Here is a 24,676-nt window from a genome sequence, read left to right as displayed (position 1 = left end):
GCCGGTGTGCCTTGCCCCCCCCTTGCCGCAACTTGGCCCCCAGGCTCCCCCCCCCCCCGACTACCCCGGTCGCCCCAGCCCCCCCCCCCCGGCCTACTCCACCACCGCCACCCGCGACACCCCTGCCGTCCCCTGCCGATAGCCCCGCCCCACCGTCGGAGACCTTTGACCCCAGCAACACCAGCACCGACGAAGGCCTGAGCAACCTGAGCCGCTGGATTGCCCGTCTGCAACCGGAACTGAGTCGTCCCCCCCAATCCCTGCGCTTGACGGCCAAGCTGCCCACCTCCGGCTGCCCCTGGGATAAGGTCGGCCCGACCGTTTGGGGTGTCCTGGTCAACCCCCAGGGGGAACTGGTCGGCAAGCCAGAATTGTTGCGCTCCTCGGGTTACGCCACCCTCAATCAAAAAGCCCACCAGCTGGTGACCAGTTATGATTTCCAGAGCTATGCTGCCGACAGCCCCCAGGCCCTGATGGTGGAAGTCGCCTGGGAAGACACCTGCCGCCCGGAGAACTAATTACCCCAGCTCAGACAGCCCATCGAAGAAATCCTGCCCGATCTGGAAACCCCTCGGCGAGAATTTCTCATCGCACCCATCAGCGGGGATTTGATTCACCACAGCAAGGCCCACCTGAGGGTTAAATACAGCCTAAAACTCAATGCACAGCTCCAGGGCGTTAACGGTGGTTATTCTTGAGGCTAAATAACCAGATTTGAGAGTTAACCGCCCAATTAAGTGCCCTCGACCAAACCTTGCTGTATTTTTTGAAATAACTGGCGGAAATGGTCCCCCCGGGCTTCAAAGTTGGGGTACTGGTCAAAGCTGGCGCAGGCCGGCGAAAGGAGAATCACCCGGGCGCCGGTTTGGTGGGCCAACTCCCGGGCAGCCGTCACCGCCTCGGCCAGGTCCCGCACCACCACCCAGGACCGATAGCCCGTACTTTGTAACCGCTGGGCCAACGCCGCCGCTGCCGCCCCAAACAAAACCACCCCCGCCGCCTTTTCCTGGATGGTTTGCAACCACAAGCGGTCGTCACCCGCCTTAGCCTTGCCCCCGACCAGCACAATCGTTGGTTCGGTCATGCTAGCGAGACCCACCTGGGCAGCGTCGTAGTTGGTGGCCTTGCTGTCGTTGATATAGGTAATACCTTCGTGCACACCCACGACCTCCAACCGGTGCGGCACACCCGGAAATCGGCGCATGGCTTGAGTCATAACTTCGGGCGGTACACCGATAACCTGGGCGGCGGCAATGGCCAGCAAAAGATTCTGCTGATTGTGGCGCCCGGGCAGGGGAAAGTCTGGCAGGGCAAACAACACCTGACCTTCGTGGTAAACTTGCCCATTTTCGATGTAAAAACCCGGTCGTTCTGAAGGGGGTAGGGCAGCGCGGCCCTGGGTGCTGGTCCAAATGATCTCCGGCCAACGCCCCACCAAATGGGTTCGCAAAAAGGGGTCATCACCGTTGCAAATGCGCACCTGGGATTGGGCCAGCAAATGGGTCTTAATACGGCAGTAGTTTTCCAGAGTGTAGTGGCGGTCGAGATGGTCGGGGGTAAACGTCGTCCAAATGCCGATCCGGGGGGCCAGCTCCGGCGACGACTCAATCTGAAAGCTGCTGATTTCCGCCACAATCCAATCCCAGTCCTGGCCCACCAGGTCACAGGCGGGCATGCCGATATTTCCACAGGCAGGCGCCCGATACGCGGCAGCGGTAAGCATAGCGCTCACCAAACAGGTGGTGGTGGTTTTGCCGTTGGTGCCGGTGATGCCCACCCAGGGGTAGGACTGCAAATGGCGCCAGGCCAACCCCATTTCCCCCACCACGTCCACCCCCTGCCCCCGCAGATGGACCAACACCGGCTCATCCCAAGGCACCCCCGGACTGACCACCACCAAATCGGGCAAGGGGTCAGGCACGGCAAACGGCTGCCCCAAACCGACCTGAATGCCCAGGGCCTGCAATGCCGCCTGTTGTTCCCGCAGCGCCGCCGATACCGAATGGTCCAGCACCGTGACCTGCCACCCTTGGCGTTGCAACAGCCGCGCCGCTGCCGTCCCCGATTTCCCTAACCCCAAAACCAGCGCCCGCCCCATCACGTCTTGACTATTTGGGAAAAATCGGCCAAAACCAGGGCGCTGTTGCGAATCAACCCCAACAGGTACAGGCGGTTTCGCCGCAGACGGGGGTCGTCTGCCATCACCAGCACGCTTTCCGGTCCGTCAAAAAAGCGGGCCAACACTGGGGCAATCCCCTGCAACCCCTGCACCAGTTTTTCGTAGTCACCGGTTGCCAGGGTTTGTCGAGCTTGGGTCAACAGTTCCTGAATGCGTTGGTACAGCTCTTGCTCAATGGGTTGCTGCCACAGGTTGGGGTCAATGACTGCCTCCGCCTCTAACACGTCGGTGGGCAAATCCCCTTGGGCTGCCAGACGGCTCGCCCGATTGACCGTGGCATAGATGTCTTGCAAAACGCCGTTGTGGCGCAGGGTTTTTAACCAGTCCGCCCGCCGGAAAAGGTCTGGAATATTGGCCAAAATGCGGTCCATGACCACCGGTTGTTCCGGGTCCAGCAGGGCATTGATCAGGTCGTAATCTAAGCCGCGCTCCTGCAATAAGGTATGCAGCCGCTGTCCCACTAACAATCGCCATTGTTTTTCCAGCTCCCCCGGGTCAAATTTGGCGTAGTCCCCCTCGAGAATCTCCACCATCTGGTGAAAGAACATCTGGAGATTCAGGGGATAGGTGGGGTAGAGCCGTTCGGCGATGAGAACGAGACTGCGGGCGGCCCGCCGCAGGGCAAAGGGGTCAGAAGAACCCGTCGGCACCAACCCCACCGCCAAAATGCCCACGATGGTGTCCAGCCGGTCCGCTAAAGCCACCCATTGCCCCACCACCGTCGTCGGCAACTCCTGATAATGCTCAGCGATGGCCTGGGCGACGGCCGCCGGCTCCCCCGTCTTTTCGGCGTAATGCCCCCCCATGACCCCCTGCAATTCGCTGAATTCCCCCACCATCTGCGTCACCAGGTCGGCCTTGCACAAGTGGGCAGCCCGCAGGATGTTTTGTCGGGTCTCGGCCGGGTAGTCGGTTGTGGCCAAAACCCTTTGCAGCAGTTGCTCCATACGCTCGACCTTGCGCCGGACCGACCCCAATTGCTCCTGAAACGTGACGTTAGCCAGTTGGGGCACGTAGGCCGCCAGGGGTTGACGCAAATCGGCGCTGTAGAAAAATTGGGCATCGGCCAGGCGGGCCCGCAGTACCCGCTCATTGCCCTGGCAAATGGTGTCGGTGCAGGCGGGATGGCCATTGCTCAGGGTGATGAAGTAGGGCAGCAGGTTTCCCTGGGCGTCCAACACCGGGAAGTAGCGCTGGTGGTGGGCCATGACGGTGGTAATCACCGCTGCCGGCAGTTGCAGGTAGTCAGGGGGAAAGCTGCCCAAAATACCGGTGGGCCATTCGGTCAGGTGGGTGACCTCGGTAAGCAGCGCCGGGGGAATCGACGCCTGGGCCTGGGGGGGCAACACCCGCTGGATTTCTTGCACGATACGGGCCTGGCGGGCAGCGACATCCGGTTCTACCCCCGCTTGCCGCAGACAATCGACGTACTGCTGAGCGCAGGGAATCACCACCGGTTGGGGATGCAACACCCGATGGCCGCGACTGACCCGGTCCGTCTGTAACGTCTCCGAGCCATTGATCAGGGTGACGGGCAACACCTGGTCATCCCACAGGGCCACCAACCAGCGAATGGGACGGGCAAACTTGAGCGGTCCATCCCCCCAGCGCATAAACCGGGCGCCAGTAAGCTTTTGCCACCACTGGGGGAGCAGTTGCGCCAGAATTTCTGGGGCAGGACGACCGGGCAACGTTTGCACCAAATACACAAACGCTCCCTTGGGGGTGTCTCGCACCTGCACATCCGTCAGTTGGGCCTGCCGCGACCGCAAAAAACCCAGCAGCGCCGGGGTCGGTTCCCCGTTCTGGTAGGCTGCCTGTACCGAGGGGCCTTTGATTTCCACCTGCTGGTCCGGTTGGCGCTCCGGAACCTTTTCCAGGTAAACCGCTAAACGCCGGGGGGTGCCGTAGTAATGGATAGTTCGGGGGGGAAGCTGCACCTCCGCCAGACTGGCCGGAATCAACGCCTGCCACTGGGCCAAGGCATCGTTGACAAAATCCGCCGGTAGCTCCTCTGTCCCCAATTCCCAAAGCAGATCGGCCATGGGTCCCCCAACGCTGCTGTTTAGTGTAGCGCGGGTGGGTGCTCTATTCGCCTAGCCAGCGCTCTAACCAGTCCACAACACCGACCAATTTACGCACCGCCTTTTGCTGGAGTTGCTGCCAGCGCCGTTGCCGTTGCCAGGCCTGCCATTCCCGTTCGTAGACCTCGCCGGACTGCTGCATCACCTGCTGGAGGCGCCACCCCAAAGACACCAAGGACGTCACGGTCACCAGCGCCGGAAGGTAGTAAGGCCAGGCTAGCCCCCGGGTCGTCCAAACCACCACCTGCCCATCCCACAGCCAATCCAACAGGAAAAACGGCAGGGTGAGCCACAGCAGCGTTACCCCCGTTTGCCGAGCCTGCATCCGCCACTGTTGCCAACGCCAGCGCTGAAACTCCTGCCGTTGTCGTTGCAGGGACTGGGCTTGACGCCACTCCTGCTCGGCTTGGGCCAGTTCCTCCGGCGAAATACCCAGTTCCCGGGCAATCTCCTGGAGCTGGGCCTGGGTCAGTTTGTCCGCCGCCTGGCCCTGTTGCACCTGCCGGGCAATGGCCCACTGGAGAATCCCCTGGACCTCCTGGGGGCTGTAAGTCGGTTGCATGACTAGGGTTTGGGTTGCACCTCCACGGATGTAGCCGGAGGGTTGAGCAATTGCCGTTGTTTGGCGCGAAAGGCCTCCACGGCGCGGGAAAGGTCACTCTGGGTGTCCTCCATAAATTCCGTCAGACTGCGGGTGCTGGCCCGAAAGGCCGCGTTGTTGATCAATTCCATCATGTTCATCACCGGGGATGTGGGTTCCGGTGCAGGACCCTGGTATTCGTTCTGCCGCCGGGGGGTTAACAAGTTGCTGACCTGTGCCCACACTGGTGTATTCAGGGTCAGAACCAAACCCATGGCTAAAAGTACTTGCCGTCCCATCACGTTGACCTCCCTCGCACTGGGCTACCTATCAGTTTATACGCAGGGTTACCGGACCTGGTTGACGACTGGCCAGGGCTGTGTTGACACCATCAGGGACTTGGATTAGATTTGAAGAGGCAATAGTTTTGACTGGCCAAAGAACGGATCTGATTGGGGAAAGATATGGAAGCAGACAGCAGTAGTTGTCTGTACTCCTATTACTTTGCTCTGTTCAGTTGCTGGATTAGTTAACGGGTTCACTCTCCGGGCCGCTGAACGGGGCAGGTTACAGGCGGTACAAGGAGGTGAACCATGACACGGCGAACCCTGAAGGAGCTGCTGGAGTCGCCCCAGGCGCTGGGTGCGGCTAAACGAACGGCTAATCAGTTGGACACCTGGCAATTGGTGCGTCTGTTGCGGGAGTTGCCGCCGCGCAAGCAAATTTTGGCCTTTCGCATGTTGGAAAAAGACCGGGCAATTGCGGTTTTTGAAGCGCTGACCCCGGAGGAGCAGGCGGAATTGGTGCAGCGCATGGCTGACCCGGAGGTGGTGGCCTTTCTGGAGGTGCTGGATCCGGATCAACGGGTGCGTTTGTTTGAGGAATTGCCGGCGAAGGTGACCAAGCGATTGCTGAAGCAACTGAGCGAGGAGTCCCGCCAGGCGGTGAACTTGTTGCTGGGGTACCCCGAGGGCAGTGTGGGGCGCCGTATGGATTTGCGCTACCTGGCACTGCGGGAGCATTGGACGGTAGAGCAAGCGGTCCAAGCAATCCGGGATTCCCAGCTCCCGGATGAGGAACTGGATGTGATTTTTGTCATTGACCAGGAGCGATTTTACCGGGGATATGTACGCCCGACCCAGTTGATGAAAGCTGACCCTAATTTGCCGCTGCGGGAACTGGCCCGGGGGCAGGACACGGCCGTGACGGTCACCACGCCGGCATTGCAAGCGGCCAAGCGTCTGAAGGAATTGGACCTGCCGGCTATTCCGGTGGTGGATAGCGAAGGCCGCCTGGTGGGGGATTTGGCCTTTGATGATGTGCTGGACTTGATTGAGGCAGAAGCCACCGGTGCCATGCTGGCTAAAGCCGGGGTGGGTAAATTGTTGGAGCGGGACCAGGGCTGGAGTGAACGGCTGGTGCGGGGTCCCATTCGCTACGCCATCCAACTACGGATTGTTTGTCTCATCATCACCCTGATCGGGGGCATGCTGGTGGGTGCGGTCATCCAGAATTTTGAGGAAATCCTGGAGGCGGTGGTGGCGGTGGCCATCTTTATTCCGGTGGTGATGGATATGGGGGGTAATGTGGGCACCCAATCGACTACCATCTTTGCCCGAGGGCTGGCCTGGGGACACATTGATATCCACCAGTACATGGGGTATCTGCTGCGGGAGTTGCGTATCGGCGCCCTCATGGGCTTGATCCTGGGCACGGCGGGGGGATTGATTGCCTGGCTGTGGCAGGGGATTCCCAATGGTGTGCCGCAACTGGGTCTGGCGGTGGGGTTGGCTTTGTTTACGGTGATTACGCTGGCGGCGGTGTTGGGGGCCCTGTTGCCCTGGCTGTTGTTGAAATTGGGCTTTGACCACGGACCGGCTGCTGACCCCTTTATCACCACCATCAAGGATTTCACGGGCCTGCTGCTGTATTTCCTGCTGGTGAGCTGGTTGCTGGGGATCCAGCCATGACCCTGGCGGAGTTTGTCAATCGGTTGGTGGTGGCTTTTTTGCTGGGGTCGGCGCTGGGACTGGAGCGACAGTGGCGACAACGCATGGCAGGTCTGCGCACCAACACCCTGGTGGCTATAGGAGCGGCTCTATTTGTTATGCTCTCGGCCTTGATTCCCGGCGATACCAGCCCCACCCGCATTGCTGCCCAAGTGGTTTCCGGGATTGGGTTTCTCGGCGGTGGGGTGATCCTGCGGGAGGGCCTGACGGTGCGGGGGCTGAATACGGCGGCAACTTTGTGGTGTGCAGCGGCGGTGGGTTCCTTGGCGGGAGCCGGATTGCCAGCGCAAGCAGCAGTGGGGACTGGGGCGGTGTTGGTGGCCAATTTGGTGCTGCGTCCCTTGGGATACCGGATTAACCAACAGCCCCTCAAAGGCACGGAAATTGAACTCACCTATCGCTGTGAGGTCATTTGTCGTACCGATAGCGAGGCCCATGTCCGGGCCCTCTTGCTCCAGGCGGTGGCTGGTGCCCCGACCCTGCGCTTGCGTTCCCTGTACAGCGAAGACCTGGAGGATAAACCGGACCGGGTGAGCGTGGAGGCGGAACTGGTGACCCAGGAGCGCCAGGATGCGTTTTTGGAACAGGTGGTGAGCCGTCTTAGCTTGGAACCGGGGGTGTTAGCGGTCCAGTGGCGGGTCACGGAGCAGGAGTTTGGTTGACCCTAGGGTTGCAGCAAACGCAACCGCTGGGGCGATAGATGAACCCACCAAGGAAAAGGACGCGCCTGGAACTGGAGCCATTTTTCCTTATAGACTTCCGCTTGCAGGTGGTAGTCCTGGGGGTGACGCGGCGGTTGTTGCAGTTTCAGGTACACGGTCAGCCGGTGGGGTGTTTCGCTGGTCGACGCCACCCAAGCCGGAAAGGTATTGGGCTGGTCCCCGGTATCGGTAAAAGCTACGTGATGGGCGCGGATGGCAATGTAGTGATGTTCGGGCAGGACCCTATCCGCCGTCTGCAAAACGCAGCCCCAATCCAGGGCGTGAACCCGATGGGCCTCGCGCTTGGCAATGGGGGAATAGTTTTTACAGCCTGTCAGTTGGGCCACCGTCAGGGTTCTCGGCTGATCAAAAATCTGGTGTTTTTCGCCGCTAGCCACCACCTGACCCCGGTCCAGCACCAGCAACTGGTGACACACCCGGTACAGCTCCTCCAAATTGTGACTCACGAATATAGTTAGTCCTTGGTAAGTCGCCAGGGTAGTGCTTAACTGTCTTTCCAGTTCGCTGCGCAGGGGGGTGTCCAGGGCAGACAAGGGTTCATCCAAAAGTAAAAGGTCAGGTGCGGGAGCCAAGGCCCGGGCGAGGGCGACCCGCTGTTGCTGCCCCCCTGACAATTGGTGCGGGTAACAATCGGCCAACCCCACCAGTTGCATGTTCTCCAGTTGCTCCTTCACCCGCTGGCGTAGGCGCGACGGCGACCATCCCCGCAACCCGTACGCAATGTTTTGGGCCACCGTGAGGTGAGGGAACAAGGCATAGTGTTGAAACACAAACCCAACGCGTCGCTGGCGACTGGGAACATTGATCCCCTGGTGGGAATGGTACAGGATGCGGTCCCGGAGGATGATCACCCCGGCGCTGGGGGTTTCAATGCCGGCAATGCAGCGCAGGGTCATACTTTTGCCAGAACCAGATCGTCCTAGAATCCCCAGGGTTCCCTGATCTAGGACAAAGTCCACGTTCAAGTCATAGTGGGGTAACGTTTTTTGCAACTGCACGGTCAGGCTCATGGCGTTGTCCGGGCAACAACCGTTGACTCTGGGGCTGTTGGGCCTCCAGATACCGCACCCACCCCAGCAAAGCAAAGGCGATGACCGTCATCAGCACCACCATTTGGTTGGCCAGGTCGTAGCGCTGCATCTGGACAGCGTCGTAAATGGCCAAGGGTAACGTTTGGGTGCGCCCGGGGATGTTGCCGGCCACCATCAGTGTGGCGCCAAATTCCCCCAGCCCCCGCGCCACACTCAACCCAATCCCGGCCAGGATGCCCCGGTAGGCCAAAGGAATGGTAATCCGTGCAAGCACCTCCCACTCCGGCGACCCTAGTGTACGGGCAGCCGCCTCCAGTTCAGGGTCCACATTGGCAATGGCAGCCCGGGTGGATTCCACCATCAACGGCAGTGCTACTACCGCCGAAGCGATCGCCGCCGCCTGCCAGGTAAACACCAAGTCCAGGCCCAACCATTCCCGGAGCGGACTGCCTCGCCCCAAGGCCAGCAGCAGAATATAGCCCACCACACTCGGCGGCAACACCAGGGGCAGATTGAGCAGCGTAGTCAGGAAAAGGTACCCCGGAAAGCGGCAACGGGCCAGAAATATCCCCAGACCCAAACCGCAAACTCCAATCAGCACGCTGGCTAGGGCCATCACCTGCAGCGACAGACGCACAGCCGACCACATCATGGCATAGGTTCCTCCCCCGGCAGGACAAACCCGTATTGCCGCATCAAAGGCCGGCCCTGCTCCCCGTTGATAAAAGCGGCAAATTGCCGGGCCCATTGGGGATGGCGGGCACTTTTGGGAACGGCCAGTACCTGTTCTAGGGGCCGGTGCAGGTGGTCAGGAATCAACGTCCAGTGACCGGGTTTGTTGACGCTCAGAGAAAGGGCCACAATGGCTACATCCACATTGCCGGTTTCTGCGTACTGCTGGCTCTGGCGCACATTTTCCCCTAGGACCAATTTGGGTTGCAGGGCTGACCATATCCCCAGACTTTGCAGGGCTTCACGGGCCGCCACGCCATAGGGCGCATGGTGGGGATTGGCAATGGCCACCCGGCGGATATCCGGTCGCAGCAGGTCGTTGAGGGTTTTGACCCGATAGGGATGGTCCGCCCGTTGCCACAGGGTGATGCGGCCAATGCCATACAGGGCTTTGCTGTCTGTATAAATCAACCCCTTTTGGTCTAGCTTTTCTACAAATTCCCGATTGGCGGCGGCAAATAAATCGACCGGCGCACCTCGCTCAATTTGCTGGGCTAGTTGCCCTGTGGAACCAAAGTTAAAGGTAACTTTATGACCTGTCGCTTGCTCCCACAACTGTCCAATTTTGGGAAAGACATATTGCAAATCTGCCGCCGCCGAAACCGTGAGCATTATTCCTGTCGAAACGGAAGCACTACGGTAACGTTGCAGCAGCCCTATTCCTACCACCACCAATAAAGCGCCCACCCAGGCCCCAACACCTACCTTTCCCCGGAGCTTGCCCATGGTTTAAACACAACTGAATAGACTCAAAATCAGCCTATCCTGATAACCGACAAAGTTTAGTAGCATAGGTAACTAAAGGCCACTGGTTTTGCGGGGCAATTTGGTGTGTTTGCTATGGGCCAGTTCCCTGTGATAAAATTAGGTCGTTTTTTGAAAAAATGGGGTATTTCAATGACCCAATCGCGATGGGTGGCGCTACGGTTTATTGTTTTGCTAGGCATGGTCAGTTTATGTGCCGATGCCACCTATGAAGGGGCGCGCAGCATCACGGGGGCCTATTTGGCTGTTTTGGGGGCCAGTGGCACGGTGGTGGGTTTGGTAGCCGGCGCAGGTGAGTTGATCGCCCATGGGTTGCGGTTAGGGGTGGGGTTTCTCAGTGACCGGACGCGCCAGTACTGGCGGATTACGACCCTGGGTTACGCCGTCAACACAGCGGTAGTGCCGTTAATGGCCTTGGCGGGACGGTGGGAAGTCCTGGCGGGTTTGATGCTGGGGGAACGAATGGGGAAAGCGGTGCGTACGCCTCCGCGGGATGTGTTGCTTTCCCATGGGGCTATGCGGGTGGGTAAGGGCTTGGGGTTTGGGCTGCACGAGGCGATGGACCAGATCGGGGCGGTGGCTGGGCCGCTGTTGGTCACCTGGGCCTTGGGACGCTGGGGTCGCTACCCCCCGGGATTTTTGGTGTTGTTACTGCCGGCGGTCTTGGGAATGGTGGTCCTGCTGCTGACCCAGAAGCTTTACCCCAACCCCCGAGACCTGGAACTGACTACACCGGCTGGGCCAACCCAGGGACTTCCTCGGGCTTTCTGGGTGTATTTGGGGGCTGTGGCCTTGATCGCTGCCGGCTTTATGGATTTCCCACTGATCGGTTTCCATCTCCAGCGCACCGGCGCGGCGACCTTGGGCGACCTGTCCCTGCTGTATGCTTGGGCGATGGGGGTGGATGCCCTGGCCGCTTTGGTGTTTGGCTACTGGTTTGACCACATCGGTGTGCTTACACTGGTTTTCGCCGTGGTGCTCTCTTGCGGGTTTGCGCCGTTGCTGCTGCTACTTCCTGTGCAGGGGATGTGGCTGGGCATGACCCTGTGGGGTATCGGTATGGGGGCGCAGGAGTCAGTGCTCAAGGCGGTGGTGGCAGGAATGATACCTCCGGAAAGACGGGGCGCGGCTTATGGCCTCTTTAACACGGGCTATGGCTTGGCTTGGTTTGTTGGCAGCGCCTGCCTGGGTTTTTTGTACGACCGTTCCTTGGTTGGGGTGGTGGCCTTTTCCGTCCTCCTCCAGTTACTGGCAATTCCATTTCTGCTTCAGACCAGGCGGTTTGACTCGTGATAGGTCTGGGGCGCATGTTTCGAGGACAGATGCGGACGCAGGCCTGGCAACCAATGCACTACTCCGGATGGGCAAGGGTCATCACTCGGCGTTCGCTCTCTTAAATGCCAAGTTTTCGTTCACCGCCCGAACTGGAGGACCTGTTGACCCCAGACCTTGAGAAACGTCCACAGCCAAGACAGCAGGTTATATCAACGGTCTAGACAAAAGCGGGTGTCCAAGGGTGTCCGCCCCGGGTGTAGCTGGTAAGGTAAGCCATGATACCGCCCTCCTGGGGAGTAGGTGGTAGGGTCGGACAGGGTCAAATGGAGGATGGGATGGACCTCAGTGCGCGGAACGTTCTGAAGGGCAAGGTTAAAAATGTTGTGACGGGTATGGTTGTTGCTGAGGTGACTTTGGAGATAGCACCGGGTATCGAGGTGACGGCGCTGATTACCAAAACCTCCTGTGAGCGGTTGGGTCTTACTTTAGGAAAGGAGGCCTACGCCCTGATCAAGGCAACGGATGTGCTGGTGGCGGTGGAACAAACAGCTGGCCCGGGATGAACCGCAGGCACAGGCGTGGGGATGGTGAAAGATAAAGCCGCCCTGGATTGACCCTTCAACGTAGTCCAAAACGACATCAGCGAGGTAAGGTAAACTCTGGTGCTCCACGTACAGTGTGAGGCCGTTGTGGGATTGGGGGATGTCAGTGGGTTTGGGTTGCCCGACAAGCTGGAGCCGGAAGCGATAGCCCTGACAACCACTGGGGACAAGGTGGAGCCGCAGATGGCGGTGAGAGCGGGTCAGAAGTTGGCGGAGTTGCTGCCAAGCAGCAGGAGTGATTTCCATGGCGGTTTCCCCCTTTAATGACCACACACGGGGCAATGGGGATGACGATGCAAGCGGTACTTGCGGAAGGTCAACCCCCCCAGTTGCATCACCAGGAGTTCCCCCACCAGGGCAGGGGCCAGGCCGGTGATGTATTTGATGGCCTCCAGGGCCGTGAGACAAGCTAACGTACCGGCGACGGCCCCCAGCACCCCAAATCCCCAGCAGTCCCAGGCGGGTAGCTCGGGAAACAAGCAGCGCAGGCAGGGGGTTTGTCCGGGCACCAGGATGGTCAAGTAGGCCATCATGCCGTCCATGGCCGCCTCCACCAAGGGTTTGCCCTGTTCCACACAGGTTTGGTTCAACCGGTCCCGCTCGGCAAAGTTAGGGGCACCGTCAATCGCTAGGTCACAGCGGGCCACGATGGCTTGCCGGTTGGCGTCGTTCAGGGGTGCGGGAATGGCCTCAATCACCACGTGGGGGTTAAAGGCCTGTAGGGTATCCTTAGCCTTCCACACCCGAGGCTGACCCACCCAATCGTCGGTCATCAGCACCTGGCGGTTCAAGTCATCACGCCGCAGGTCCCCCTCCCGCACCAGAATCAGTTGACCAATGCCTGCCGCCGCTAAGTACAGGGCCACTGTACCCCCCAACCCCCCCACGCCAGTGATGAGAACGCAGGTGCGTTTCAGGGCCAGTTGGGCTGCCTCCCCAAAGCCGGGCAGTTGCATTTGTCGGCGGTAGCGCTCCCGTTCCTGGGGTGATAGGGTCACCATGGGCCTAGCTCTCCTCCAGCAAATCCGACAGCAGCACCACGTTAGGCGGCGGCGTTTGGAACACCTTAAAGAGTTTTTGCTCCTGGGCGCAGGAGGTGAGAAAGACCCTATAGGCCCTCTCCAGGGCTTGGCGATAACGGGCTAGCCGGATTTGGGGGTCCTCGGTCTCCTGGTCAATGCTCTCCTTGAACAGGGCGAATTGGCGCAGGATGTGGAGCCGATAGACATTGACCACCTGCGGGTCAAAGGGCACCTCCAAAAAGTGGAAGTAGTCCTCGGCGTTGGTCAAGCGGGCAAAGGCCGCTAAGGTTTTTTCCATGGTCAAACCTCCACAACGGCGGGGAAACGACTCCACCAGGCGAGGGCATCTTGGACCTCCTTTTCCCCAGCCTGGACCAGTTGGTCGAAGGAAGCAAAACCAAAGCGCTGGGCATCCCGTAGGGGGCGCACCACCAGTAGCAACCTGCCGCTGAAAACAATAGCCCAGCCAAACCCCTCCGCGTTAAGGGCAATCACCACCTGGGTGAGTTTGCCAGTGTGCCGTTCAATTTGCTGGGCAACGGCGCTGTAAAAATGGGTGATGCGTTCACGGGTGGCCGGTGGCACCGGTTGGTCCAGGGGAATTTGGCGTTTTTGCGCTTTGGTCAACAGGTAGGACTGCAACAGGCGCTCGTCGCTCCAGGTGGCATAAATCCCATAGGGGTCCTGGGACCGGTGCTGGGCCACTAGGGTTTGCCAAAAAGGGGAAGTGGTAACGACAGTCATCGGTTTACTCCTCCGTCCAGGTCGGTCGAGCAACCCCTAGGGCTTTGCGCAGCCAGGGTGGTGGACTCCCTTGCAGAGTTTTCACCAATTGTTCTAGGATGGTGACGATTTGGTCGGTTTCCGAACGGGACTTGACCGGCATCACACCCTGGTTGATCAAACGGGCGGCGGCGTTGCCCCCAATGGCAGAAACGTAAACAATCTTGCAGTCGGGGCGAGCCTTGAGGAATTCCAGCTTGGGCACCAGCTTGTCTTCATTCCCGTCCTCAGTGCCGGTGGGGAAAGAATGCTGCTCGACCAGGTGGTAGCCCGCCGGGGACACCTCGTAAACGGCCAACAGCCGCGCCCAGCCAAAGTGGGCATTGATGTGCTCGCCGTCAGTAGTGGCAAAGGCAACTTTCATGGCTTTTACCTCCAAAAACGTCAGGGTGCGTGGGTTGCCAGTAGGAGATTGCCGAGGTCAAAAAGCAACTGGGCGGTGCCGCGATAGCCCACATAGGACCGCAGGTGATACCCCAACCGGTCAAAAATGGGCCAGCCCATCCGCAGCAGGGGAATGCCCAAGGCCTGGGCGATGGCCGCCCCGCGGGAGTTAGCAATCAGCACATCGGCGCCGGCTGCCCCTTGTTCCCAATCCCCTAGGTCCCCCACAATCACGGTCTCACAGGGCAGGTCCGCCAGCCAGGGTGCTGGAGTCGGGGACACCGCCACCTGAATTTCCGCCCCCATGCTCACCAGAAAATGGGTCATAACCGCCAGTTGGTTGGGTTCTAAAGCCAGGGCTACCCGCTTGCCCCCCAGGTAAAAGTGGGTATCGAGCATGGCATCGAGCAGCTGCTGGCGTTGGCATTGATAGTGTTGGGGGACCTGGCGCTGGCTCCAGGTCATCAGGCAGTGCACCAGGGCATCGGTTGCCGCTAAACCCGTCACCCCCGGCAAGAGGGTATAGGGCCGCTGAAACCGCTCCCGCCAAAGTTCCGCCACCGGTCGCAGGGCCTCGCCGATGACCAGTACGTGGACTGATCGCCCCGCCTGGCGCAACTCGGCCATCGTGATTCCACCTGGGCTGACGCTGGCATAGTCCCCCGTAAAGTGACCATCCAGGGCCGTGGACAGGTCGGGAATCACCAGGGGGGTCAGTCCAAAGGCCTGGATCAGAGCCTTGAGGTCAGCCACCTCGCCAGGGGTTAAATCAGGACCAGCCAGTACCGTGACCTGATCCGGTATCAATGGCCCCGGTTGGGGCAACCCCCGTACTAGGGCGGCCACTGCTTGGACGTAGCCGTCGCTCAAGGAACCTCCAAAGTCAGGGGTATAGGCATAAATCACCGGTATGGGCAGGTCCAATTCCCGCAGGATGCCGGCGATGTCCTCACCCCGGGTTTCCGCCAGGGCCGTGGAGCATAGGCCAATCAACCGGGGTTGGGCCTTGGCCAACAGAGTCTCGAGACTGGTCTGGATGGCTTCTTCGCCCCCGAGGATGACACCGACTTCGGTCAAGGCGGTGGTAGCCAGGGGAATGGCCTCGCGAAAATGGCGCACCAGCAGCACCTTGGCAAAGGATGCGCAGCCCTGGGCACCGTGAATTAAGGGGATGGCCCCCTGGATGCCCAAAAACGCCAGCGCCCCCCCCAAGGCCGGGCTGAGTTTCAAGGGATTAATAACCACGGGGCGGTTAGAGGTCAAAACCTGAGCCATGGTGCATCACCTCCCAGGGGGCTGGTTGACGAATCTGGGTCCAAATCGGGCTGTCGAGGGCATGGGTGAGTTCCCGGGCTAAACGCACCAGACCCCGGTAACCGGCATAGCCGTAGTGCCGCTCCTGGTTAATGTCCAGGAAAGGAATACCCGCTTTCAGGGCCGTGTACTGGTTGCGTCCTCCGGCAATGAGCATGTCGGCTTGGGTACGGCGGATAACGGCCAGCAATTCCTGGGCGCCTTCTCCCTCTAAAAGGATGCCCTCAGACCCCAACAGCGCACGAATGCGGGCTTTGTCCTCGGCGGTGCTTTTGCGGGTGCTGGTTGCTACCACCTGCATGCCCAAATCCTGGAGCGCCGCCACGATAGACCAGCTTTTGACGCCGCCGGTGTAGAGCACCACCCGTTTCCCCTGCAGCCGGGGCCGGTAGGGGGCCAGTTCCTGTTCCAATCGTTGCGTTTCCTGGGCCATCAGGGCTTCCACCCGTCGCTGCAGTGCCGGGTCGCCAAAGTGCTGGGCCACCTGATGCAGACAGCGATTCATCTCCCGCAGACCGTAGAAGGAGCATTCGATGTAGGGGATACCGTAACGCTCCTGCATCTGGCGGGCGACATTGAGCAGAGCCTTGGCGCAGATCACCAGGTTCAAATGGGCGCGGTGGGCGTAGGTGATTTCCCGATAGCGAGCATCACCGGTTATTTTTGCCAGCACCTGAATCCCTAGCTGCTCGAACAGGGGTAATACGTCCCACAGCTCCCCGGCAATGTTGTACTCGCCGATGAGATTCAGGGCAAAACACCCTACTGCCGGTGGTTCCCCCGTACCAATGACGTACTTCAGCAGGGCCTCCCCCGCCAGGCGATTGCCCAAATTTTTGCCCCCCACAAACCCCGGCGCCAGCACGGGAATCACGGGCAATCCCACCTGAGCTTGAGCCGCCCGGCAGACCGCTACCACGTCTTCCCCCGTCAGCGCCGGCACACAGGTGCAGTAGACAAAAATGGCAGCAGGCCGATAGCGCTGGGCAATCACCCGGATGGCTTGGTAGAGCCGTTTTTCCCCGCCGAAGATGATGTCCTGCTCGCTCAGGTCGGTGGTGAAGCCAGTGCGAAATAGCAGCGGCCCCGACGACAGACTCCCCCGCGTTCCCCAGGCGTTGCTGGCACAGGCCGTGGGGCCATGCACCAAATGGGCAGCATCCGTAATAGGCACCAGGGTAATGCTGGCACCATCGAAGGCACATCCCCCCTGGGCACTACCAGGTTTAGCTTGTTGTCGGCAACTGCGGTTTCGCCTATCCCCGTGCTGGTGGTGGTTATGGGGACAGGCCGGTTCCCGCAACAGTTGGTTGACCTGGCTCTGCCACATAGCGCACCCCCTAGCGGATCAAATCAAAGGAGATGTCCGTCTTACCAGGAATCAAGGTCTGACGGTCCACCTCATCCAGCACCGTATTCACCAGCCAGTTGAGTAGGTTGATGGCCCCTTGGTAGCCCAGGGTGGGATAGCGGTGCAGGTGATGCCGGTCGAAGATGGGATAACCAATGCGCACTAGAGGCGTTTGTGTGTCCCGCCACAGGTACTTGCCGTAGGAATTGCCAATCAGCAGGTCCACCGGTTCGGTAAACAGCAGCGACCGCAAATGCCACAGGTCCTTGCCGCCCCACAGGGTGGCGCCCTGGCCATGGGGGTACTGGGCCAGCAGTTCCTTGGCCTCCTGCTCAAAGGCCTCGTTGCTGTTGGTGACCACAATGTGCACCGGCTCCATGCCCATCTCCAGGGTGAAGCCTAGCAGGGACAACACCAGGTCCGGGTCGCCGTAAATGGCAAACCGCTTGCCGTGCAACCAGGCCTGGGAATCGGTCATGGCATCCACGGCGCGGCCCCGCTCCACTTCCAGTTCAGGGGGGATGGGTTTACCGGTGAGCTTGGCCAGCTTCATCAGGAAGGTATCGGTCCCCCGAATGCCAAAGGGGCGCAGGACGCAGGTGGGCTGTTGCCAGACCGTCTGGATGAAATCCCGGGTTTTTTCCGTGGCATAGGCCTGCAGGGCAATGGTGGCCTCGGCGTTAATCGCGTCGCGGGTCTCCGCCAGAGTCGTGCGCCCATGGTACAGCACGTATTCCCCGGTGTTGGGGGAATCAAAGGTATCGGCGTTGTCCGCCAGGATGGTATGGGGAATATCCATCAGGGTCAAGATGCGCCGTAACTCGCGCAAGTTGGTTACGTAGGGGTCAAAGCCGGGGATGAAATTCAGCTTGCCGTTGCTGCCTTGCTTTTTCCCCTCTAGGGTCTGTAGGATGGCCTTGAGCATGTTGTCGTAGCCATCGATGTGGGAGCCGACAAAGCTAGGGGTGTGGGCAAAGGGTACCGGTACCTCTGCTGGGATGGCCCCCTCGCTTTTGGCCGTGGTGATGAACGCCCCCAAGTCATCCCCGATCACTTCCGCCATGCAGGTGGTGCAGACGGCAATCATCTTGGGTTTATAGAGGGTGTAGGCATTCATCAACCCCTCAATCATGTTTTGCAGTCCCCCGAAGACCGCCGCATCCTCGGTCATGGAAGTAGACACCGCCGCAAAGGGTTCTTTGTAGTTGCGGGTCAGGTGGGTGCGAAAGTAGGCCACGCAGCCCTGGGACCCGTGCACAAACGGCAGTGTCCCCTCAAACCCGGAAGCGGCAAAGATGGCTCCTAGGGGTTGGCAGGCCTTCGCTGGGTTGATGGTAATGGCTTGGCGGGCAAAGTTTTTTTCCCGGTAGTCCCAGGTCTTGGTCCACTCGGCCACCCGCTGCACCTCTTCAGGACTGGGGCAGTTTTCCCACTGGCGCTTGCGGGCTAGGAGTTCCTGGTACTCCGGCTGCTGAAATAACTGGCTATGGTCTCGGATCGCGTCAACCTGTTGCGACATGGTGCAGTCCTCCCTAAACGGTTTACGGGTTGGTGTGCCAGGGGGCCTTGACCAATGTCCAGGTGGGACTGTTGAGGGCCAGGTCCATATCCCGGGCAAAGACGGCAAAGCCATCGTAGCCGTGGTAGGGACCCGAATAATCCCACGAGTGCATCTGGCGGAAGGGCAAGGCCATCTTCTGGAAGACGTATTTTTCTTTGATGCCCGAGGCGATTAGGTCGGGGCGCAGTCGGCGAACCAGCTCTTCAAACTCGTAGGCCGTCACATCGTCGTAAATTACCGTGCCGGGGTCAGCGTAGTGGACCGTGCGTTGGTAATCATCGCTATGACCAAATTCGTAACCGGTGCCGATCACCTCCATACCCAAGTCCCGGAAAGCGGGAATCACGTGGCGGGGCCGCAATCCTCCCACCATCACCATCACCCGCTTGCCCTCGAGGCGGGGCCGGTATTTGGCGATCACTGCCTCGGCCTGGGGTTGGTGCTTGGCAATGACGGCCTCGGCTTTTTGCTGGATGGTTTCGTCAAAAAAGGCGGCGATTTTGCGCAGGGAGTTGGCAATTTCCGTGGGGCCGAAGAAGTTGTACTCCACCCAAGGAATACCGTACTTTTCTTCCATGTGCCGGCACAGGTAATTCATGGAGCGGTAGCAGTGGATGAGATTCAGCTTGACCCGGGGGGCCAGTTTCATCTCCTGCAGGGTGCAATCACCGGAGAATTGGCAGACCACCCGTAGCCCCATTTCCTCCAGCAGGATGCGCGAAGCCCAGGCATCACCCCCGATGTTGTAATCGCCGATGATAGCCACGTCGTAGGGAGACGGGCTAAAGCCCAGCTCGGCGTCGCTCACCTTGTCATAGGTGGGGAACACCCAGTCGCGGATGGTGTCGTTGGCGATGTGGTGCCCCAGGGATTGGGAAACCCCCCGGAAACCTTCGCACCGCACCGGCACCACGAGCTTGCCGATGTCTTTGCTCTTGTGGCGGGCAACGGCTTCGATGTCATCCCCAATCAGCCCGATAGGACACTCGGATTCGATCGTGATGCCCTTGGCCAAGGGAAACAGGGTAGCCATTTCGTCAATGGCCTGGGCCAGCTTCTTATCCCCCCCAAAGACAATATCCCGCTCCTGGAAATCGGTAGTGAACTGCATGGTGACAAAGCTGTCCACACCAGTGGTGCCCACGTAGTAATTGCGGCGCCCTGACCAGGAGTAATATCCGCAGCCCACGGGACCATGGCTGAGATGGATGACGTCCTTGACAGGTCCCCAGACCACCCCCTTGGAACCGGCATAGGCGCAACCGCGGGTGGTCATCACTCCAGGGATGGACTTGATATTGGACTTCACGCCACAGTCTGTAGCCCCTGCGGCCAGGACGTTGAGATGCTTCTGTCGTTTCTTGCGGGTCTTTTCGGGGTAAGCCGCCAGCACCTCCTGGATGATTTCTTTGCGCTCTTGGTACACGCTGCTCATGGTGGTTCCTCCAGATGGATGGGTAAGGGATAGGGCGTCCAACACCCCCAAGCGAGCAAGCGTTGCACGCCCATAGGGGTCAAACCTGGGTCAATTGCTTAGCCTGGTCCGCCGCCACAGCCCGCTCGTAGGCCTGCTCGTCGTCCAGGATGCCGTATTCCACTAACAGGGCCTCCAGGTCCTCCATCGCCAGGGGCGTGGGGATGGTCAGGTGGGTGTTGTGGAGAATCTTCCGGGCCAAGATGCGGTATTCTTCGGCCTGCTTACTGTCGGGGGCGTATTCATTCACCGTCATGCGGCGCAATTCCGCGTGTTGCACCACATTGTCCCGGGGAATGAAGTGAATCATCTGGGTATTGAGCCGGCGGGCCAGGTTTTCGATCAGGTCCACCTCCCGGTCCACCTTGCGGCTGTTGCAAATGAGACCCCCCAAACGCACACCGCCGGAATGGGCGTATTTGAGAATCCCCCGGGCGATGTTGTTAGCGGCGTACATGGCCATCATTTCCCCGGAAACCACAATGTAGATTTCCTGGGCTTTTCCTTCGCGGATGGGCATGGCAAACCCACCACAGACCACGTCCCCCAACACGTCATAGGCCACAAAGTCCAAGTCTTCGTAGGCCCCGTTTTCCTCCAGGAAGTTAATGGCCGTGATAATGCCGCGCCCGGCGCAGCCTACCCCCGGCTCCGGACCCCCCGATTCCACGCAGCGAATGCCCCGGTAACCGGTGAGCATCACTTCCTCCAACTCCAGGTCCTCAACTGACCCCCGCTCCGCCGCCAGGTGTAGAATGGTTTTTTGGGCTTTGCTGTGTAGGATTAAGCGGGTAGCGTCAGCTTTGGGGTCGCAACCGACGATCATGATTCGCTGTCCCAGTTCGGCCAGAGCGGCCATCACGTTTTGGCAGGTGGTGGATTTGCCAATGCCACCTTTGCCGTAGAAAGCAATCTGTCTCATGGTGTCCTCCTAAAACAAACCAAACAACCAACAACCACGCATGCAACCGCAGAATTAGCCCAGGGAAGGGCCATCAACCCGTGGGGGTGAGCGTTTACCCGGTGTAGTCAGAACCCACATGGCAACCTCCTTAATCTCCTTTACGCCAGAGCTTCGACAACCACCGCTGGACCTAGGACCCGTTGCAGGCGGACTTGGATCAGGTCTTTCACGGTGACCAGGCGGCTGGGGCAATCACCGCAGGCCCCTTGGAGTTGCACCCAGACGCAGTCCCCCTCCAGGTCCACCAGTTCCACATCGCCGCCGTCTTGCTGGAGCAGGGGGCGCAGCTCCGCCAGTACCGCCTGAATCCGCTGGATTTTTTGCAGGGTGGTCAAGCGGGGGGGAGCAATGGTACGGGCCAGGATGTCGGCAATCGCCTCCCGACAAGTGCCGCAACCCCCCCCTGCCTTCAGGTAGTGGGTCACCTCCTCTACCGTGGTCAGGCGGTTTTCCCGGACGACTTTGCGGATGCGCTCCTCACTCACCCCGAAGCAGGTACACACCAGGGGGCTGTGGTCTGCCGTGGGTTGTGCTATCGGCCACCCCCGGTACTGGGCAATGGCCTGCTCCAGCGCCTCTTGCCCCATGACTGAGCAGTGCATTTTCTGGGGCGGCAAGCCATCCAAGTAGTCGGCAATGTCCTGGTTGCTAATAGCCAGCGCCTCGTCCACGGTGCGTCCCTTGACCATTTCCGTCAGGGCTGATGACGCAGCAATGGCACTGGTGCAACCAAAGGTTTGGAACTTCGCATCCAGAATGCGGTCGCTGGCCCGGTCAATCTTGAGATACAGGCGCAGGGCATCGCCACAGGCCAGGCTTCCTACCTCGCCCCGCACCACCGCTATCCCTGACTCCCCCTTGTCTTCGATGGCTCCCTGGTTGCGGGGGTGATAGAAGTGGTCCAAAACCTTGTCGCTGTAGTTCCACATGGCTGACCTCCTAACCAGTTGCCAGCAGGGCGTGGGTGCGCTCAGTCAGCCAATCGCTCTCGTCATCGCTAAAGGGGGAGAGAGCGCGCAGTTGGGCGACAATCCCCGGCAGCACCGCCAGCACCCGTTCAATGTCGGCCGGGGTGGTATAGCGCGAGAGACTCAAGCGAATGGAGCCGTGCAGGACGCTATAGGGCAGTCCCATCGCCTGCAACACATGGGACGGTTCCAGGGAAGCCGACGTGCAGGCCGACCCGGACGACGCGCAGATGCCCTCCCGGTCCAGCAGCAGCAGGATGGCTTCCCCTTCGATGTACTTGAAACCGAGGTTGCTGGTGTTAGGTAGACGGGGGCTGCCCTGGCCGTTGACCACGGTTTCGGGGATGGCCCTGAGAATGGACTGCTCCAGGTGGTCCCGCAGGGCTTGCACCCGCGCCATGTCCGCCAGGTGTTGCTTGGCCAAAACCGCCGCCCGGCCTAGGCCCACGCTCCCCGCCACGTTTTCCGTACCCGCCCGGCGGTTCCGCTCCTGGTGACCGCCAAGGAGCAAGGGGCGAAACGGCACACCCCGCCGCACATACAGCGCACCAATCCCCTTGGGGGCATGGAATTTGTGCCCGGACAGGGTGAGCAAGTCAATGGGGCTGTCCTGCAGATGGATAGGAATCTTCCCCACCGCTTGTACGGCATCCACGTGGAACAACACCCCCCGGGACTTCACCAGTGCGCCGATTTGGTCAATGGGAAACAGGACGCCTGTTTCGTTGTTGGCCCACATCACCGACACCAGGGCCGTATCACCGGTCAAGGCCGCCTCCAGTTCCAGTAGGTCCAGTTGTCCCCGCCGGTCCACCGACAGGTAAGTCACCTGGTAGCCCTGCTTTTCCAAGTGTCGGCAGAGATTGCGCACGCAGGCGTGTTCCACCTGGGTGGTGACGATATGGCGCCGGTTGGGGAAGCTAGCCAGTGCCGAGCGAATGGCTGTATTGTTGCCTTCCGTACCGCCGCTGGTAAACACGATTTCTGTCGGTGTGGCCCCCAGCAGGTCAGCTACCTGTTCCCGAGCGGTCTGGATGGCCTGCGCTACTTGACCGCCAAAGCGGTGCATGCTCGACGGATTGCCGTAGGCGGTGGTCAGGTAGGGTAACATGGCCTCCAGGACTTCCGGCGCGACGGCAGTAGTGGCGTTGTTATCCAGGTAAACGACGGTCATGGGCGACCTCCCACCCCCTGCTGGGTCTGTAAACGGGCCAGGTGTTGCTGGTAGGTAGCAAACCACTGGCGCCAGTAGCTGCTGATGTCCTCCAGTTGGTCAGGAGAGTTGTCCTCAAAAATACCCCCGCAGCGGTATTCCCCCAGGTCGCGGCAACGGTTGCACCGGCGCGGGTCCCAGCAGTAGTGGTGCCCGATGCGCTGGATAGCCCCCTGGGGACAACGACTGCAACACTCCCCCCAACTCATGTACTCATTCGGCGTTTTGTAAGGCATGGCACACCTCCGGTTGGGTTTGCAGAAATTTGCTGTAGAACTTGCGGGCCACGACGTCAATCGCGTCGTAATCCTCAAAGGGTTCGATGCCCCGCTGGCGCAGTTTTTCTTGGGGGCAGGCGCCAATCTTGCTACAGAGCACCCCTTGACAATCGGCAATCGCCGCCAGGATGTGTTCCATGGTGGCCTCCTCGCCGTAGCCCCCCTGGCAGTACTGGGCCACCTTGCGATGGCCAACGAAATTGACACTGGCCCCGTCCACCTCGTAGATGAGAAATTCCTTGGCGTGACCAAAGTGTTGATTGACCAAACCGCCGCCTTTGCTGGCCACGGCCACCAAGATTTTGGGGGTGGGGGCTGCGGGAGCAGTCGTCAGTTGGGCTTTCAGGGCAGCCAATTCCCGGCGCTGGCGTTCGACCTGCTCCTGCACCCGGCGGCGTTGCTCAGGGTCATAGGTCACCGGCATGGTCATCACTTTGGCCTTGGGAAACTCCTGGGAGCGGTCCTCCCCCAGCAGACCAATGGCATCAGCCCGGCACTGGCGACAGTGGCGCATGATGCGCATATTCCCTGCACATTGGTCCTGTAGGGCTTTCAGTTCCTGGGGTGTGGGTCCCCGTTGCCCGTGGAGACCAAAGTAGGTGCCGTGGGCGGGGTCGGAAATCAGGGGCATGATGTTGTGAATAAAGGCCCCCTTCTCCCGGATAAACTGATTGACCTCCAGCAAGTGCCGGTCGTTGATCCCCGGAATCATCACCGAATTCACCTTGCAGAGAATATCAGCTTTTTGTAAAGCCTCCAGCCCTTCTTTTTGCCGCTCTAGCAGGATTTTGACTGCTTCTTTTCCGTAGATACGCTTGCGTTGCCAGCGAATCCAAGGGTAGATTTGTGCGGCAATCTCCGGGTCAATGGCGTTGATGGTGACCGTCACGTGGTCAATACCCAGGGCCTTGATCCGGTCAATGTAGTCCGGCAAGTTCAAACCGTTGGTGGAAAGACACAGCTTCAGGTCGGGCGCGTGCTCAGCCAGGAGTTCAAAGGTGCGAAAGGTCTGCTGGGGATTGGCTAAAGGGTCCCCTGGCCCGGCAATCCCCACCACCGTCAACTGGGGAATTTTCCCGGCGATCACCAACACCTTGCGCAGGGCCTCTTCGGGTGTGAGGACTTCGCTGACCACCCCTGGTCGGCTTTCGTTGGCACAGTCGTACTTGCGGTTGCAGTAGTGGCACTGGATGTTACAGGCGGGGGCCACTGCCACATGCATGCGGGCGTAGTGGTGATGGGCCTCCTCGCTGTAGCAAGGGTGCCGGGCAATCCGCGCCTGTAAACGGGCATCCCGTTCCACCAGAGCGTCAGCCAGCCCGTTTTGGGTACAACGGCAGTGGGTTGGGGCATCGGTTGCCATTTTTTGAGGCCTCCCTATCCGA

Annotated in this window: 26 protein-coding genes and 1 pseudogene; 6 read left to right on the top strand and 21 right to left on the bottom strand. The window is 60.0% G+C overall.

Features of this window, described 5'->3' with window-relative positions:
- Nucleotides 1–518 (top strand): hypothetical protein (locus Q6L55_09710; GenBank protein MEN9258984.1); only part of this gene is annotated, 518 nt, incomplete at its 5' end.
- A gap of 215 nt (nucleotides 519–733) precedes the next feature.
- Here Q6L55_09710 and murD read toward each other — a convergent pair.
- Genes murD through Q6L55_09690 form a run of 4 tightly spaced genes read right to left on the bottom strand, consistent with a single transcriptional unit; the run spans nucleotide 734 to nucleotide 5,142 of the window.
- The gene (murD, locus tag Q6L55_09705) at nucleotides 734–2,098 is read right to left on the bottom strand and encodes a UDP-N-acetylmuramoyl-L-alanine--D-glutamate ligase (protein MEN9258983.1); all 1,365 of its coding nucleotides are present in this window, start codon (nucleotides 2,096–2,098) and stop codon (nucleotides 734–736) included.
- Nucleotides 2,098–4,224: a glycine--tRNA ligase subunit beta gene (glyS, locus tag Q6L55_09700; protein ID MEN9258982.1), complete on the bottom strand. Its 2,127-nt coding sequence runs from the start codon at nucleotides 4,222–4,224 to the stop codon at nucleotides 2,098–2,100. The genes murD and glyS overlap by 1 nt, the downstream gene beginning before the upstream one ends.
- Before the next feature lie 43 nt (nucleotides 4,225–4,267).
- Complete coding sequence (locus Q6L55_09695) at nucleotides 4,268–4,825, bottom strand: hypothetical protein (protein ID MEN9258981.1); 558 nt, start codon at nucleotides 4,823–4,825, stop codon at nucleotides 4,268–4,270.
- A 2-nt stretch (nucleotides 4,826–4,827) separates the two neighbouring features.
- The gene (locus Q6L55_09690) at nucleotides 4,828–5,142 is read right to left on the bottom strand and encodes a hypothetical protein (GenBank protein ID MEN9258980.1); all 315 of its coding nucleotides are present in this window, start codon (nucleotides 5,140–5,142) and stop codon (nucleotides 4,828–4,830) included.
- Nucleotides 5,143–5,436: 294 nt separating this feature from the next.
- Here Q6L55_09690 and mgtE point away from each other — a divergent pair, with 294 nt between their 5' ends.
- Nucleotides 5,437–6,813, top strand: coding sequence for a magnesium transporter (gene mgtE, locus Q6L55_09685; protein MEN9258979.1), 1,377 nt, complete (start codon nucleotides 5,437–5,439; stop codon nucleotides 6,811–6,813).
- Nucleotides 6,810–7,514, top strand: a complete 705-nt coding sequence (locus Q6L55_09680) for an MgtC/SapB family protein (GenBank protein MEN9258978.1) — start codon at nucleotides 6,810–6,812, stop codon at nucleotides 7,512–7,514. The genes mgtE and Q6L55_09680 overlap by 4 nt, the downstream gene beginning before the upstream one ends.
- A gap of 2 nt (nucleotides 7,515–7,516) precedes the next feature.
- On the opposite strand, the gene Q6L55_09675 is transcribed toward Q6L55_09680, so the two are convergent.
- Genes Q6L55_09675 through modA form a run of 3 tightly spaced genes read right to left on the bottom strand, consistent with a single transcriptional unit; the run spans nucleotide 7,517 to nucleotide 9,949 of the window.
- Nucleotides 7,517–8,584 carry a sulfate/molybdate ABC transporter ATP-binding protein gene (locus Q6L55_09675; protein MEN9258977.1) on the bottom strand — a complete coding sequence of 356 codons (1,068 nt, stop codon included), beginning with the start codon at nucleotides 8,582–8,584 and terminating at the stop codon, nucleotides 7,517–7,519.
- Complete coding sequence (gene modB / locus Q6L55_09670; GenBank protein MEN9258976.1) at nucleotides 8,541–9,257, bottom strand: molybdate ABC transporter permease subunit; 717 nt, start codon at nucleotides 9,255–9,257, stop codon at nucleotides 8,541–8,543. The genes Q6L55_09675 and modB overlap by 44 nt, the downstream gene beginning before the upstream one ends.
- Nucleotides 9,254–9,949: a molybdate ABC transporter substrate-binding protein gene (modA, locus tag Q6L55_09665; GenBank protein MEN9258975.1), complete on the bottom strand. Its 696-nt coding sequence runs from the start codon at nucleotides 9,947–9,949 to the stop codon at nucleotides 9,254–9,256. The genes modB and modA overlap by 4 nt, the downstream gene beginning before the upstream one ends.
- A 285-nt stretch (nucleotides 9,950–10,234) precedes the next feature.
- Here modA and Q6L55_09660 point away from each other — a divergent pair, with 285 nt between their 5' ends.
- The 3 genes from Q6L55_09660 to Q6L55_09650 all read left to right on the top strand — a co-directional run bounded on the left by Q6L55_09660 (nucleotide 10,235) and on the right by Q6L55_09650 (nucleotide 12,243).
- Nucleotides 10,235–11,395: an MFS transporter gene (locus Q6L55_09660; protein ID MEN9258974.1), complete on the top strand. Its 1,161-nt coding sequence runs from the start codon at nucleotides 10,235–10,237 to the stop codon at nucleotides 11,393–11,395.
- 317 nt (nucleotides 11,396–11,712) lie between these two features.
- The gene (locus tag Q6L55_09655; GenBank protein ID MEN9258973.1) at nucleotides 11,713–11,940 is read left to right on the top strand and encodes a molybdopterin-binding protein; all 228 of its coding nucleotides are present in this window, start codon (nucleotides 11,713–11,715) and stop codon (nucleotides 11,938–11,940) included.
- A 99-nt stretch (nucleotides 11,941–12,039) separates the two neighbouring features.
- The gene (locus tag Q6L55_09650; protein MEN9258972.1) at nucleotides 12,040–12,243 is read left to right on the top strand and encodes a hypothetical protein; all 204 of its coding nucleotides are present in this window, start codon (nucleotides 12,040–12,042) and stop codon (nucleotides 12,241–12,243) included.
- Here Q6L55_09650 and Q6L55_09645 read toward each other — a convergent pair.
- From Q6L55_09645 to nifB, 14 genes and pseudogenes are all read right to left on the bottom strand, one after another.
- A complete protein-coding gene (locus Q6L55_09645) occupies nucleotides 12,240–12,980 on the bottom strand; it encodes a HesA/MoeB/ThiF family protein (protein MEN9258971.1) in 741 nt (246 codons plus the stop codon). The two genes, Q6L55_09650 and Q6L55_09645, sit on opposite strands and share 4 nt — an antisense overlap.
- A gap of 4 nt (nucleotides 12,981–12,984) precedes the next feature.
- On the bottom strand, nucleotides 12,985–13,299 hold the full coding sequence (nifW, locus tag Q6L55_09640; protein ID MEN9258970.1) for a nitrogenase-stabilizing/protective protein NifW: 315 nt from the start codon (nucleotides 13,297–13,299) through the stop codon (nucleotides 12,985–12,987).
- Between the two features lie 2 nt (nucleotides 13,300–13,301).
- Nucleotides 13,302–13,745, bottom strand: a complete 444-nt coding sequence (locus tag Q6L55_09635) for a NifX-associated nitrogen fixation protein (protein MEN9258969.1) — start codon at nucleotides 13,743–13,745, stop codon at nucleotides 13,302–13,304.
- A 4-nt stretch (nucleotides 13,746–13,749) separates the two neighbouring features.
- On the bottom strand, nucleotides 13,750–14,148 hold the full coding sequence (gene nifX / locus Q6L55_09630) for a nitrogen fixation protein NifX (protein ID MEN9258968.1): 399 nt from the start codon (nucleotides 14,146–14,148) through the stop codon (nucleotides 13,750–13,752).
- Between the two features lie 20 nt (nucleotides 14,149–14,168).
- Nucleotides 14,169–15,443 (bottom strand): nitrogenase iron-molybdenum cofactor biosynthesis protein NifN, encoded by a 1,275-nt coding sequence (nifN, locus tag Q6L55_09625; GenBank protein MEN9258967.1) that lies wholly within the window; start codon nucleotides 15,441–15,443, stop codon nucleotides 14,169–14,171.
- A complete protein-coding gene (nifE, locus tag Q6L55_09620; GenBank protein MEN9258966.1) occupies nucleotides 15,421–16,812 on the bottom strand; it encodes a nitrogenase iron-molybdenum cofactor biosynthesis protein NifE in 1,392 nt (463 codons plus the stop codon). The genes nifN and nifE overlap by 23 nt, the downstream gene beginning before the upstream one ends.
- Before the next feature lie 10 nt (nucleotides 16,813–16,822).
- Nucleotides 16,823–18,352 carry a nitrogenase molybdenum-iron protein subunit beta gene (nifK, locus tag Q6L55_09615; protein ID MEN9258965.1) on the bottom strand — a complete coding sequence of 510 codons (1,530 nt, stop codon included), beginning with the start codon at nucleotides 18,350–18,352 and terminating at the stop codon, nucleotides 16,823–16,825.
- A 22-nt stretch (nucleotides 18,353–18,374) separates the two neighbouring features.
- A complete protein-coding gene (gene nifD / locus Q6L55_09610) occupies nucleotides 18,375–19,829 on the bottom strand; it encodes a nitrogenase molybdenum-iron protein alpha chain (protein ID MEN9258964.1) in 1,455 nt (484 codons plus the stop codon).
- A 79-nt stretch (nucleotides 19,830–19,908) separates the two neighbouring features.
- A complete protein-coding gene (nifH, locus tag Q6L55_09605; protein MEN9258963.1) occupies nucleotides 19,909–20,790 on the bottom strand; it encodes a nitrogenase iron protein in 882 nt (293 codons plus the stop codon).
- Nucleotides 20,791–20,930: 140 nt separating this feature from the next.
- Nucleotides 20,931–21,167, bottom strand: coding sequence for a NifU family protein (locus Q6L55_09600; GenBank protein MEN9258962.1), 237 nt, complete (start codon nucleotides 21,165–21,167; stop codon nucleotides 20,931–20,933).
- Nucleotides 21,168–21,194: 27 nt separating this feature from the next.
- Nucleotides 21,195–21,761 (bottom strand): annotated as a pseudogene (nifU, locus tag Q6L55_09595) (Fe-S cluster assembly protein NifU).
- 10 nt (nucleotides 21,762–21,771) lie between these two features.
- Nucleotides 21,772–22,974 carry a cysteine desulfurase NifS gene (gene nifS, locus Q6L55_09590; GenBank protein ID MEN9258961.1) on the bottom strand — a complete coding sequence of 401 codons (1,203 nt, stop codon included), beginning with the start codon at nucleotides 22,972–22,974 and terminating at the stop codon, nucleotides 21,772–21,774.
- Nucleotides 22,971–23,249 (bottom strand): hypothetical protein, encoded by a 279-nt coding sequence (locus Q6L55_09585; protein ID MEN9258960.1) that lies wholly within the window; start codon nucleotides 23,247–23,249, stop codon nucleotides 22,971–22,973. The genes nifS and Q6L55_09585 overlap by 4 nt, the downstream gene beginning before the upstream one ends.
- Entirely contained in the window at nucleotides 23,227–24,654 is a 1,428-nt protein-coding gene (gene nifB, locus Q6L55_09580) for a nitrogenase cofactor biosynthesis protein NifB (protein MEN9258959.1), read from the bottom strand. Before nifB ends, Q6L55_09585 begins: the two co-directional genes overlap by 23 nt.
- Nucleotides 24,655–24,676 lie beyond the last annotated feature (22 nt).

The sequence above is a fragment of the Gloeomargarita sp. SRBZ-1_bins_9 genome, assembly GCA_039794565.1.
In the GTDB taxonomy this organism is placed as follows: Bacteria; Cyanobacteriota; Cyanobacteriia; order Gloeomargaritales; family Gloeomargaritaceae; genus Gloeomargarita.
The sequence above is the reverse complement of the archived record's forward strand: the minus strand, read 5'-3'. Positions and strand labels throughout refer to the sequence as shown.